The organism is Nonomuraea sediminis (genome assembly GCF_018531495.1).
Classification (GTDB): Bacteria; Actinomycetota; Actinomycetes; order Streptosporangiales; family Streptosporangiaceae; genus Nonomuraea; species Nonomuraea sediminis.
Window position 1 is genome coordinate 1285246 of record NZ_JAHDTI010000001.1, and the last position, 12538, is coordinate 1297783.

Genomic DNA, 12538 nt, shown 5'->3' on the forward strand with positions numbered 1-12538 from the left:
CGGCCACGAACGACTCCGCAGAAGGAACGTCACCATGACCAGCGTCTACGAGCAGATCCTGGACCAGTCCAACCGCGCCAACCCCTACCCGTTGTATGCCGAACTGCGTAAGACGCCCGTGGCTCGGCAGGATGACGGCAGCTACGTGGTCAGCACCTACCGGGAGATCGTCGCGCTGCTGCACGATCCGCGCGTCAGCTCCGAACGGCTCAGGGCCCCGGACGGCAGGCCACAAGGAGCCGAGGAGGGCGCGGCGGATATGCCGGCCTCCTTCATCAACCTCGACCCCCCTGCCCACGACGCGTGCCGGCGTGCGCTGATGCGGCACTTCGGACCGCCTGAGACGCCTGACCGCATCGAGGGCTTGCGGGGCCGGACAGCCGAGATCGTCACGACGCTGATCAACGGGTTCGGTGACAGGAACCAGGTGGACATCGTCGACGACTTCGCCTACCCGCTGCCAGTCACGGTGATCTGCTCGTTGCTGGGCGTCCCCCGCGAGGACGAGCCGCGTTTCAGCAAGTGGGCCAACGCGCTCATCGAGGGGCTTGATCCCAGGACCGAGGATCCGGTGCGACTGCTCACCACCACCGAACGCGAGATGGGCGCGTACCTGAACGACGTGATCGAGAGCCACCTGCGGAACCCGGGTGACGACCTCCTCTCGGCGCTGGCCGGCGAGGATCCCGCGCGGGGAGGGCTGTCGCGCGAGCAACTGCTGGTCAACGCCATCTTGCTCTTCGTGGCCGGCCATGAGACCACCGTCAACCTCATCACCAACGGGATGCTGACCCTGCTTCGCCATCCCGGCGCCCTCGACAGGCTGCGCGAGGAGCCCGATTCGGTCGACCGCATCGTCGAAGAGCTGCTGCGCTACGAGCCGCCGGTGCACTTCGCTCTGCGGCGTATCGCTCTGACCGACATCGAGATCGCCGGCACCACCATCCCCAAGAGCGCCACCATCATTCTCGCGTTGGCTGCCGGCAGCCGTGACCCCGACCGGTTCGACGATCCCGACAAGTTCGACCCCGACCGCGAGGACAACGAGCACCTGGGCTTCAACAGCGGCATCCACTACTGCTTCGGGGCGCCCCTCGCCCGGCTCGAAACGCAGCTCGCGCTGACCGAACTCGCCCGCCGGTTGCGGAATCCGCAGCTGGTCACCGACCCGCCTCCCTACCGGCCCAACCCGCGCCTGCGCGGTCCCCGCCACCTCCTGGTCACCTTCGACGAGATCGCCCCATCCTCCTGATCCTGTGCCGCTCGCCGCAGCCGCTTGGTTGTGTCGTCCCGGACCTTCGCCACCAGCCTGGCCAGAGTCGGACGCGGCGCGACCGGCCCGGGCCCGCAGCAGCGTGGTCTTCTCGCTGCCCGCGGGCGCGCAGATGATCGTCACCGTCTTCCGCGCGGCGTGGTCCAGCGCGGCCGTTCTGCGACGGCACCCACCTGAGCATCGACTTCGACAGACGCCGCCGTCGAACGCTGAGGCCGTCACCGGGCGAAGCGGCTCACGTCCACCACCTCCATCGTGCCCTCGGCGTACCGGGCCGTCGCACTTACCGACGCTGGTGTGTGGCGTGGCGTGCGTGAACGCCCAGCGTTCAGGCACTTGCCCGTGCGCGACGTCCTCCCCCAGATAACGTCCGGTGACCCAGGGCCCGCGGACTTCCAACTCCCCCACACTCCGGCCTGCTCCTCGTGCCGGCTCATGACGCGCACCTCGACAGCCGCGACCCTGCGTGTACCGGTAGGTCCAGGTCTCCTCGGGCGACAACCCGGCCGGCGGCCGGGCGACCGATCCGAGCGGCGACGTCTCGGTCATGCCCCAGGCCTGGATGACCTCGATCCCGTACCGTTCGGGGAACGCGCGAATGAGCGACGGCGGGCAGGCCGAGCCGCCGACGATGGCGATCGCGACCAGCATGCTGACCAGCCAGTTGCGCAGGTCATCGATGACCAGCGCCGCCCGGTTGTCGCCGAGCCTCACGTGGTGTTTTGATGGAGATCATGGCCCTCGACGAGCTACGCGACCTCCTCAATCGCCATGCTCGACCCGATCTCAGAACTCCCATCGAGAATGTCCTGATCTTCAAGGCCGAGCACCCCCAACCCCCGACACCAACGACCTACGGCAAGGTGTTTGCCGTTGTCGCCCAAGGCACGAAACGGTTCGCGCTGGGCAACCACGTGTACGAGTACCGCGAGGGCCAGTACCTCATCGCCTCGGTCGACCTGCCCGTGACGAGCCATTTCGCCAGGGCCAGTCCTGAACTGCCGGGACTCGGGGTAGGGCTGACCCTGCACCAGGCGACCATCGCCGAGCTGCTGCTGCAGGCGGCCCCGGGTGACCTCCCGGACCTGGCCGAGGGCGCGCCGCCCGGCCTGGCCGTCAGCACCGCCTCCGCCGAGCTTCTCGACGCCGTCGTCCGCCTGCTGCGCCTGCTCGACCACCCCCGTGACATCACCGTCCTGGCGCCCCTCATCAAGCGAGAGATTCTCTGGCGCCTGATCACCAGCGACCAGGGCGCGATCGTTCGCCAGTTCGGTCTCCCGGACAGCAGCCTCAGCCACGTTTCACGCGCCGTCCAGTGGATCCGAGACCACTACGCCCAGCCTTTCCGCATCGAGGACGTGGCCAAACTGGCGGGGATGAGCGCCTCCGCCTTCTTCCGCAACTTCCATGCCGTCACCGGGATGAGCCCGATCCAGTTCCAGAAGCAGATCCGCCTCCAGCAGGCCCGGCTCCAGCTCACCGCGACCCCGAGCGACATCGCCACCGTCAGCCGCCGCGTGGGCTACGACAGCCCCTCGCAGTTCAGCCGGGAGTACCGTCGCCAGTTCGGCGCACCCCCCAGCCAGGACGCCGTGCGCCTGCGCGGCTCGGCTACGGGGACCGCCGGCTGACCGCGGTCCCCTGCGGCTCAGGCCTCCAGAACGCGGTCGAGCCAGATCGGCAGGGATCGTTGCCTGACCCCGGTGGCGTGCCAGACGGCGTTGGCGATCGCGGCAGCCGTACCGACGTTGCCGATCTCACCGGCGCCCTTGACCCCCATGGGGATGCCGGGTTCGTAGTCGGGCACGAAATCGGCTTCGATGTCAGGCACATCGGCATGCGCGGCGATGGGGTCGCCCGCGAAGTCCGCGTTGACGTGCCGTCCCGAGACCGGATCGCGAAGGCCCTCCTCGTGCAAGGCCATCGAGAGCCCGCCGATCATCCCTCCGACAACCTGGCTGCGCGCCATGAGCGGGTTGATCACGCGGCCCACGGCGAACATCCCGAGCAGCCGCCGCACGCGCACCTCACCGGTAGCCGGGTCGACGGCGACTTCGGCGAAGACGGCGCTGTAGGAGTGCCGTTCCCTGGAGGGAAGGTCGCCGAGCAACGGTGTGGTGTCGACCGTGACCGTCCCGCGGCACGCCTGGCCGCGCAGCTTCGCGGCCGCCTCGGTGATCGCCCAGGCCCAGGAGGTAGTCCCCCGGGACCCGCCCGCGCTCCAGACGGGACCGAGGTCGCTGTCGGAGATCCTGAGCCGGATCCGGTCGGTGCCGACCGCCAGCGCGTCGGCCGCGATCGCGGTCAGCGCGGTGCGGGCGCCCGTGCCGAGGTCGGTGGCGCCGATGGCCACCGTGAAGGTCCCGTCCTGCTCAGCGGTGATCGACGCCGACGACGGGAACGCCCCGGCGCTGAAGGACGTAGCGGCCAGTCCCGTGCCGGCCAACAGCGGTCCTTCCCGCCGCCGTCGCGGCCAGTGATCGCGCGTGCCCCAGCCGAACCTGCGCGCGCCCTCGCGCAGGCACGCGACGAGGTTCCTGTTGCTGTACGGCAGGCCGGACACGGGCCCGACGGCCGGCTCGTTGCGCAGCCGGAGCTCGAGCGGGTCCATCCCCAGCCGCTCCGCCAGCTCGTCCGTGGCCGATTCGTGCCAGATCGCCCGCAGACGGCCATCGGCGTCGGCGCCGATCCGGATCAGCTGATCGGTCGCCGGCCGCATCGCGGTCGCCAGGAACACCTGGGCCCGGGTGAGCGTGACCCGCACGGGCCGCCGGAACCGCCGCGCGGCCATCACGGCCAGGATCAGCTGCGGCCCGCACAGCCCCTTGGACCCGAACCCGCCACCGACGTGCTCAGTACGGATGTGTACCCGATCAAGGCTCAGGGAGAACAGCGTGGCCAGCACGGCGGCGATGGTGAACGGCCCCTGGTTGGAGTCGATGGCCTCCAGACGCTCGCCCTCCCACCACGCGGTCGCCGAGTGCGGCTCCATGGCGCTGCAGTGCTCCTCGGGCGCATGTTGCAGGCCTGCGAGGGGTCGGCGAAGTAGGCGCACCGGGTGCGCTGCAGGAGGTTGCCGCCCACCGTGGCCATGTTGCGGAGCTGGCCCGACGCGCCGGCCAGCACGGCCTGGCTAAGCGCCGGGTAGCGTCGCCGCACCTCGGGATGGGCAGCGAGGTCGCTGTTGGTCGTCGTGGCGCCGATGACCAGTCCACCGTCCGCCGCCTCGCGGATGCCGGCGAGCGGCAGCCGCCGTACATCAACGAGCCGGGTGGGCGCCTCGATGCCGCCTTTCATCAGGTCGACGAGGTTCGTGCCACCAGCCAGGTAGCGGGCGCCGTCATGTTCGGCGACCGCCGCCAGCGCCTCACGGACCCGGGTCACCCGCTCGTAGGCGAACTCCTTCATCTCCCCGCCTCCTCGAGCACCGCCCGCACGATCGCCGGATACGCGCCACAACGGCACAGATTCGCTCATCCGCTCACGGACCTCGGCCGCGTCCAGCGCCGGCGCCGGACCGTACGGGTTCCCGCCGGCCGTGACCGCACTCGGCCAGCCCGCCGCGTGCTCGGCCAGCATGCCCACAGCCGAGCAGAGCTGCCCGGACGTGCAGTATCCGCACTGGAAGCCGTCGAGCCGGATGAACGCCTCCTGCAGTGGCAGCAGCGCACCGTCGCCCGCGAGACCCTCGACGGTCGTGATCTCGGCACCCTCGGCGGCGACCGCCAGCGTGAGGCAGGACACCACCCGCCTGCCGTCGATCAGCACGGTGCATGCGCCGCACTGCCCGCGATCGCACCCCTTCTTCGACCCGGTGAGGCCGAGGCCCTCGCGCAACGCGTCCAGCAGGGTCGTGCGATTGTCCACGCTCAACCGGTGGGTCACGGCATTGACCAGCAGCGAGATCGTGCTGCGCTCTTCCTTCCTGGACGCGCTCAGGTGCCCCGGAGGCTTCGCCGTACCTGCGCATATCGAACGGTCTCGACGACGATCAGCACGGTCAGAATCCCCACCACGCCGGCCAACCCGGTCAGCGGCGGGAGGGCCACGGCGGCCGGGGCGGCCGCGAGGACGGCGCAGGCCGCCAACAGCTGCGGGCGGCCCAGCACGCGGTGCATGCGGAGCCTGAACAGCAGGTGCCCGACGAGGTACAGCGCGACGCCGCCGTAGAGCGCGAGCCCGGAGAAGGCCCCCAGGGGCATGCCGTCGGCGGCGTGCGCGACCACGCCCTCGATGCCCAGGGCAGTCAGCACGATCCCGGCGATGATGGGGAAGTGCCCGTAGGTGTAGGCCTCGACGGCCAGGTTGATCCTCGCCGCGCCGCGCACCCGGCTGAGCCGGTTCTCGGCGGCGCGGGCCACCACGTCGAAGTACAGCCACCACAGGCACACCGCGACGGCGATGCCGAAGATGGCCGCGAGCAGCAGTGACGCGCTGATGGGCCGGCCCGCGGCGCCGACACCGATGGCGATGACCGACTCGCCGATGGCCAGGATCATGAAAAGGCCATGCCGCTCGGCCAGGTGCGCCGGGCTGCGCAACCGCCAGTCGCCGTGCCTGGCGGTGAGATAGATGCCGACCCAGTCCACCAGGAGGGCGATGGCGAACAGCAGCACCTGTGTCCCGCTCCCCAGCAGCGCCCCGGACACCAGCAGGGCCGCGCCCGCCATCATGGGCAGCCAGGTGATGGCGATCTGGCGCCGCAGACCGGCATCACCGGCCGCCGCCACCGCGTAGATCGTGAGGTGCACCAAGCGGACCAGCAGGTAGGCGACCACCAGCACGAGAGGGCCGGTCAGGTCGCCCTGCCCATCGGCCCATGCTTCAGGGATGGTCAAGGCGACCACGAACATCGCCGCCATCGCGACGACCATCCCCGCCCGCAGCGGCCCCTCGTCGGCCCGCGAATGGTTTCCCAGCCAGGTGTAGCCGGACCAGGTGCCCCACAGCAGTGCGAGCATCAGCAACCCCTGCAGCACGCCTTCGCCGCTGTGCTCGCGTGCCATGGAGCCGGTGAGCTGCGTTATCGCGAAAACGTAGACAAGGTCGAAGAACAGCTCGAAGGGCGTCGTCCTATGGTCCTCGTCGGTGGAGCGTACGGCCGGCAGGCTCTTGCCACGTCGTTGCGCAGTCATGATCCACTCTTCTCGCTGTCTAGCCGGAGACCAGAGTCCGCGGCCGCGCCGGGACCCGGGGCCTGCGGCAGAAGTAGGCGAACGCGGGCGGCAGGTTGGCCCACACCACCCGGCTGGCCACGACCTCCTCGAACCCTTCGTCCAGGGACCGCCGCAGCCGGCGGGCGGGCGGAGCCCACCGCGTGTGAAGGTAGGCGAACGTGGTGAACGCCCCATGCGGCGCGAGGACCTCGGTGACCGTGCCGAGGAGGTCGTCCTGCATGCTCGCTCCGAACGCCACCCAGGGCAGTCCGCTCACGATCACGTCCGCATGGTCGTGGCCGCGCCCGGCCAGGATCTCGCGCAGGCTGCGGGCGTCGGCCACGGCGACGTCGACCTGTGGATAGCGGGCGCCGAGAGACCGCGCGAACCGCGGGTTGACTTCGACCGCCAGGTGGTGGCCGCGGCCGTTGAGCCTGCGCTGAATGGCTGCCGTGAAGGCGCCCGTGCCGGGACCGAGCTCGACGACCAGCGGGGCGCCGCCGCGTGGCACGGGCGCGGTGACTAGGTTGGCCAATGGCTCGCCGCTCGGGGTGACGGCGCCAACGGTGAAGGGAGCACGGAGGAACTCCTGCAGGAACGCGGCACGCTCGCGGGCGCTCATCGCACCGCTCCATCTGACGGCAGGTCGGCGAGGAGCACGCGCGGTTCGGGGTCGAGGTGGGGTCGGGCCAGAACCATGGTGGGTCCCTTTCGCTGAGGTCGGTAGGCCTTCACAGGGCGGCCTTGCCGCCGACGGGGACCTCGTCGATGTACTGGGAGTCGCCGGCCAGCAGGGGCTGCAGCGCGGCGACCATCGCCTGCGCCTGCTCGGTCGCGAAGAACCTGGCGTGGGCTTCCCGGCTGACCCAGCCCTCGGTGACGTGGACGATGTCCGGGTTGCCGGCCGAGCGGCCGACCAGGAAGACAACGCAGTCCTCATTCGGCAGGGACGGCGCGTTGAGCAGCGCCTCGACCAGTTCGTCACCCTTTCCTGGCTGCGCGGTCATGGTGGCGTGGAAGCCGTGCTCGATGGTCATGGGATGACTCCTCGTTTCGTGGGCGGCCTGCGGCTCGCTGCCCGCAAGCCCACTGTCGGCGCCGTCCAGCCGCCCCCACATCAGTCATCCGACTACGGCGATGAGGGCCGCCGGCGACCGACGACCTAACCACCGATGACATAACGGCCAACAGGCGAACCCCATGACTCTGTGCCGCCGGTACGGCGAGGCCACGGCTGCGCAGGCGCTCCAAGCAGCCCGGATCCCGGGCCGGTTAGGTCATCTGACAGATGCACCGCCCAGGCACCTGCCCGACCATCGGACACGTGACGATTCCTCAAGGGCCGGCGCACCCCGCGTCGCCGCCGGCCATGCTGCGCATGCGCGATGTCCGCGACCGAGCATTGTTCGACCTGGCCGACGGGCCGGTCACCCCGTCGAACCGCGCCGAGCTGACAGGGGTCGCGCAGCTGCTGAACGCGCTGCTGGCCAGCATGGTCGTCTCCTCCTTGCAGTACGAACAGCACGCTCTCCTTGTCCGCGCGCCGTCAGACCGGCCGGTCGCGGAGTTCCTCTACGCCTGCGCCGACCGTGACCGCGCCAACGCGCGCCTGCTGGCGACCCGCATCGGGCAACTCGGGTTCGTCGCCGAATACGACCCGCAGCACCTGCCGGCGTGGTCGCGCATCACCTTCCAGGCCTTCCCCGACGGAGGCCTCACCGGCCTCGTGACGCAGGACCTCGTGGGGGCGCGGATCCTCGTGCAGACGTTGCAGGAGGCGGTCCGCTGGATCGGGAGCGACGATCCGACCACCCGGCGCCTGCTGGAGCGCCTGTTGGAGGACAAGGAAGCGCAGGCCGACGAGCTCGGTGCGCAGTCCGATCCATCTCCTCGGGAGAGAGCGGCTACCGGGAAAGCGCATCCCTGAGCCCGGCGCGGGAGGTGACGCCGAGCTTGGGGAAGATGCGGTAGAGGTGCGCGCCGACCGTCCGGTGCGAGAGGTAGAGCCGCTCCGCGATCTGCTTGTTGGTCAGGCCGCTCGCCGCCAACCGGGCGATCTGCAGCTCCTGCGCGGTCAGGGCGACCGGGCCACCTGACGTTGTGTCGGCCAGCCGGTATCCGGCGGCGCGCAGCTCGCTCCGCGTACGCTCGACCCAGGGTTCGGCGGCCATCGCGGCGAACCCGTCCCGCGCCAGGAGAAGGTGCCGGCGGGCCTGCGCCGCCGATCTGGCACGACGCAGCCTCTCGCCGAGGACTAGCCGGACTCGGGAGACGTCCGGCAGCCACCGTTCCGCCACGGGACCCGACAGCAGCGACTCCAGCCGCGTCCTCGTCGCCTCGTCGTCGAACACCAGGAACTCCGCCGCCGCCTGAAGCAGCGTCATCCGGGTCGACAGCGCGGCCACGTCGGCCGCCCGCATCGCTTCGACGTGCGCCCTGGCCTCGACGGTACGCCCGGTCCGCATCGCCGCCTCGACGAGGTCGAACATGACCCACGTGCAGTGAGGGACATGCGAGACGAGGACACCGGGTGGGCTCATCGCGGCGGCGTGGAGGAAGGCGGCGTCGAAATCGCCCTGGCCCATCGCCGCGAGCGTGCGCGGGTGCTGGGCGAACAGGACCGCAGCTGTCACGCCGCGGGGAAGCGCCCAGTGAGTGATCTCGTCGGCGAGCGCGTACGCCTCGTCGAAGCGCCCCCGTCCGGCGGCGATGATCGCCCTGTTGTACAGGAAATACCAGGCGAAGAAGGAGAAGCCGCTGGTGTCGCAGACCCGCTGTCCTTCGAGGGCGAGCTGCTCGGCTTCGTCCCATCTGCCGACCAGGTAGTCGTCCAGGCACAGGTGCATCAGGGCGCCGAGGTGTCGGCGGGGCGCTCCTCCCTCGCGTCCCTGCTGGACCAGCCGCCACGAGGAATCGCGGCACTCCCCCAGACGATCCAGGTAGACCGAGGCCGTGCCGACCCGCATGATCCGGGTGGGGTCGGTTTCGTCCGCGAGCGTGTCGAGGATGGACTGGCTGCTCGCCAGCGCCGAGGCCCCTGTGCGGACCGGATCGGGAAAGGTCTTGCTCGCCAGCGCCAGGACGTCCGGTGGCTGCGGCTCCAGTTTCCCCAGCGCTCGGTAGAACGGTTCCCAGTACTCCGGGGCGCTGCCGTACCAGCACAACAGCATCAAGGTGTGCATGGCCTCGATGAGCGCGGGGTCCCGGGCCCGATAGCCGTGCTCCGCGGTTTCGATGGCGCCGACCAGGAGCCTGTGCGCAGTGGCGACATCGGCATCCCCGTTGATCATCAGGAAGGCGGCCGCGTTGGCCGCGTGGAGCGAGCCGGTGGAATCCGGGGTCGCCCGCCGCGCGTCGGTCAGGAGCGTCTTCGCATCGTCGATGGCGCCGCTCGCCTCGGCGCCGATGTAGGCGGCCTCGGAGAGCCGCCGCCCACGATCGGCGCTCGTCGCGCTCAGTTCGGCGGCGCGGATCAGCGCCGCGATCGCGGCGAACGCGTCGCCGCGGAGCATGACACGATGCGCCGAGTCCTCCAGCAGCGCCGCCACCGCCTCATCCGGGCCGACGGCGGCGGCGGCCAGGTGCCAGGCACGGCGTTCCTGGTCACCGGTCAGGGCACGGGCAAGGGCGAGATGCGCGATCCGGCGCTCCTCGTGCGTGGAGCCTGCCACGATCGCCGAGCGGATCAGCGGGTGCCGGAACGCGATCCGCGCCGTGGCGTCGTCCACGCGCACCAGCTGCGCCCGCTCCGCCGGGGCGAGGTCGGCCAGACCCGCCCCATCCGCCAGGGCGGCCCTGAGCACCCGGACGTCGCCCGTGCCCTCGAACGTGGCCAGCAGCAGCATGCCGCGGGTCGCTTCCGGTAAGTCGGCGATCCGCGCGGCGAACATCGCCTGGAGCCGGTCGCTGAGCGGGACCACCTCGGGTTGCGCCACCGTGTGCCGCACCGCGCCCAGCAGCGTGGAGGGCAACTCCGTCAACGCCAGCGGATTGCCCTGGGCGAGGTCGAGCAGCCGCTGCCGGACCCGAAGCGGCATCTCCGGAAAGTTGACGTCGACCAGCTGCCCGGCCGCCTCTCGATCCAGCGGCTGTACGACCATCTCGGTCAATCCGCGCGGAGCCAGGAAACCCAGCGTGCCCGTTCTGGCCGACATCAGCAGGCCGGCCCGGACGCCCTCCAGCCGGCGCGCGACGAATCCCAGCACGGTGGCGCTGGCCCGGTCGATCCATTGGACGTCATCCACCAGAAGGGCGAGCGGCACCTCGGTGGCGACCTGTTTGACGAGCAGAAGCGCGGCGTTGCCGACGAGGAGCGCGTCCGTGGGCGCTCCGACGCCGAACCCCAGCGCCACCGACAGCGCCTCCCGCAGAGATGGCGGTAGGAGCTCGATCTCGGCGTTCACCGGCAGGAGGAGCTGATTGAGGCAGGAGTAACTGACGTCGGCTTCGAACTCGGACCCGGAGGCGCGCAGCACACGCATCCCCGCCGTGACAGCCAGCTCGGCTGCGGCAGCCATGAGAGCGGATTTGCCCACACCGGGTTCGCCCCACATCAACCGCGCGTGACCCTGTCGCCGAGCGCTGTCGAGAAAGCCAGACAGCTGTTCGAGCTCGGCGCGGCGACCGAAGAGTTCAATGCTGGCCACAGATACCTCACGGTCGGTCAGTGCCTCACCAGCCCCGGTTACAGGCTGTTGCGAGCATAACCATCACGCGATCGACCTCAGGGCGTCCGTTCATCTCACCCTGCCGGAAAGGCGGGATTGGGCAAGAGATCGCGACAATCGAGCAAGTCCGCGGAGAGCTTACGCCGGTATCCGCGACCGACGGGCAAAGTCCGCGGTTCATCCCGGTGCGGGGCAAGCTGCCGTACGGCTTGCGGCGGCCGCGACGCCGTTTTGATCTTCAGGGTTGTGGTGATGCATTCGGTACCGGTTCGCGCGGGCGCCCGCCTCGCGCAGGAGGACGCCGGTCGCCAACTCCAGGGGCGTCATGGGAGGTGATCGCGTAGCTGGGCACGTGAGGTGATGCCGAGCTTGCGGAAGGCGCCGTACAGGTGCGTGCTGACGGTTCGATGGGACAGGTACGGCTGCTGCGCGATCTCGCGGTTGGACAGGCGGGCGATGTGCAGTTCTTGTGGCGTACGCAGTGGCGTTCTCGCCTCCAGAATGCGGCGACGGCGGCGCAGCCAAGCCCCCGTAAGCCAGCAGCGCGCGACCCCGCGCTCGGCCTCCGCCACATCGTGATAGCCATCGGTGAGTCCGTCAGGGCCGGACGCCGAAAGGGCCGAGGATCCCGGTGTCGATGCGCAGGGATTCCAGGAGGATCCACGGTGAAGACATCGGCGGCGAGGAGACCGGTGTACTTCGCGGTCACCGGGGCCGCCGCGGTCTGGGCGACGGCGTCGAGGTAGGTCTTGAAGATGGCCCCAGGCGTTGCCCTGGGCACCGTACTTAGTGAAGAACGGCGTCGGATCGACCGAGGTGATCGCGGCCCGGGTGCTCGCGTCCAGGTCGTTCATGTACTGGATTTGCAGCTCGCCGTCGGCGCGGGTCCCGAGGCGCCCGAGGTGCCCGCCGACGAGTGTCTGCCACGGATAGTGCATGGCGATGCGCTGTGCTTTGACCCAGTGGGGGATGTCCTGCGAGACGGCCAGGTTCTTGAACGGCGCCCAGCCTGGGAACAGGACGTCGACCACCATGATCGTGGTGTAGTCCGGAGCGTAGATGAAGATGTTGCCCGGCGCCTGCTGCATCAATCAAGGCCGCGTGGAAGGCGACCGCCTTCCCACCTCAGCACGTCGCCTGACCGGACTGCTACTGGCCAACCCCACCGCCCTCACTGCCGAACAGCGCAACCTGCTCGACCACCTGACCTCGGCCTGCCTCGCGATGATCGCCCTGTCCGGGCGCATCAGCGCTTTCGCCCGCCTGCTCACTCCGCACCCCGACAACAGCGAACTCCTGGAGCGGTGGATCGCCTCCGTCGCCGCCGACGCCTGCACGCCTTCCTCCGCGGCCTACACCAAGTCCGCGAAGCCGTCCATGCCGCGCTCTCCCACCCCCACCACAACGGCGGAACCTAGGGCGTCAACACGAAACCAAACTGA

The 12538-nt window shown here is 70.1% G+C and carries 10 protein-coding genes and 2 pseudogenes; 3 read left to right on the forward strand and 9 right to left on the reverse strand.

The annotated features are described in order from the left end of the window. Positions 1-34: 34 nt before the first annotated feature. Positions 35-1252: a cytochrome P450 gene (locus KIK09_RS06000; RefSeq protein ID WP_214317592.1), complete on the forward strand. Its 1218-nt coding sequence runs from the start codon at positions 35-37 to the stop codon at positions 1250-1252. Positions 1253-1645: 393 nt separating this feature from the next. Here KIK09_RS06000 and KIK09_RS06005 read toward each other — a convergent pair. Beyond that, a pseudogene (locus KIK09_RS06005) lies at positions 1646-1924 on the reverse strand (AMP-binding protein); the annotation flags it as partial. A 74-nt stretch (positions 1925-1998) separates the two neighbouring features. Here KIK09_RS06005 and KIK09_RS06010 point away from each other — a divergent pair. Next, on the forward strand, positions 1999-2904 hold the full coding sequence (locus KIK09_RS06010) for an AraC family transcriptional regulator (protein WP_250572528.1): 906 nt from the start codon (positions 1999-2001) through the stop codon (positions 2902-2904). 17 nt (positions 2905-2921) lie between these two features. Here KIK09_RS06010 and KIK09_RS06015 read toward each other — a convergent pair whose 3' ends face one another. The 6 genes and pseudogenes from KIK09_RS06015 to KIK09_RS06040 all read right to left on the reverse strand — a co-directional run bounded on the left by KIK09_RS06015 (position 2922) and on the right by KIK09_RS06040 (position 7466). Continuing rightward, on the reverse strand, positions 2922-4265 hold the full coding sequence (locus KIK09_RS06015) for a xanthine dehydrogenase family protein molybdopterin-binding subunit (RefSeq protein ID WP_214317593.1): 1344 nt from the start codon (positions 4263-4265) through the stop codon (positions 2922-2924). Continuing rightward, complete coding sequence (locus KIK09_RS06020) at positions 4154-4681, reverse strand: FAD binding domain-containing protein (protein WP_214317594.1); 528 nt, start codon at positions 4679-4681, stop codon at positions 4154-4156. The genes KIK09_RS06015 and KIK09_RS06020 overlap by 112 nt, the downstream gene beginning before the upstream one ends. Then, positions 4678-5212: pseudogene (locus KIK09_RS06025) on the reverse strand ((2Fe-2S)-binding protein). The gene KIK09_RS06020 and the pseudogene KIK09_RS06025 overlap by 4 nt, the downstream one beginning before the upstream one ends. After that, positions 5209-6408 (reverse strand): low temperature requirement protein A, encoded by a 1200-nt coding sequence (locus KIK09_RS06030; RefSeq protein ID WP_214317595.1) that lies wholly within the window; start codon positions 6406-6408, stop codon positions 5209-5211. Before KIK09_RS06030 ends, KIK09_RS06025 begins: the two are co-directional and overlap by 4 nt. Before the next feature lie 19 nt (positions 6409-6427). Beyond that, positions 6428-7051, reverse strand: coding sequence for a class I SAM-dependent methyltransferase (locus KIK09_RS06035; RefSeq protein ID WP_214317596.1), 624 nt, complete (start codon positions 7049-7051; stop codon positions 6428-6430). Positions 7052-7160: 109 nt separating this feature from the next. After that, complete coding sequence (locus tag KIK09_RS06040; protein WP_214317597.1) at positions 7161-7466, reverse strand: putative quinol monooxygenase; 306 nt, start codon at positions 7464-7466, stop codon at positions 7161-7163. Positions 7467-7753: 287 nt separating this feature from the next. Here KIK09_RS06040 and KIK09_RS06045 point away from each other — a divergent pair, with 287 nt between their 5' ends. Then, positions 7754-8356: a ferritin-like domain-containing protein gene (locus KIK09_RS06045; RefSeq protein ID WP_214317598.1), complete on the forward strand. Its 603-nt coding sequence runs from the start codon at positions 7754-7756 to the stop codon at positions 8354-8356. On the opposite strand, the gene KIK09_RS06050 is transcribed toward KIK09_RS06045, so the two are convergent. Together KIK09_RS06050 and KIK09_RS06055 are read right to left on the reverse strand one after the other, a co-directional pair. Then, positions 8334-11075, reverse strand: coding sequence for an AAA family ATPase (locus tag KIK09_RS06050; RefSeq protein ID WP_214317599.1), 2742 nt, complete (start codon positions 11073-11075; stop codon positions 8334-8336). The two genes, KIK09_RS06045 and KIK09_RS06050, sit on opposite strands and share 23 nt — an antisense overlap. 344 nt (positions 11076-11419) lie before the next feature. Beyond that, positions 11420-12184, reverse strand: coding sequence for a LuxR C-terminal-related transcriptional regulator (locus KIK09_RS06055; RefSeq protein WP_214317600.1), 765 nt, complete (start codon positions 12182-12184; stop codon positions 11420-11422). Between the last annotated feature and the right edge of the window lie 354 nt (positions 12185-12538).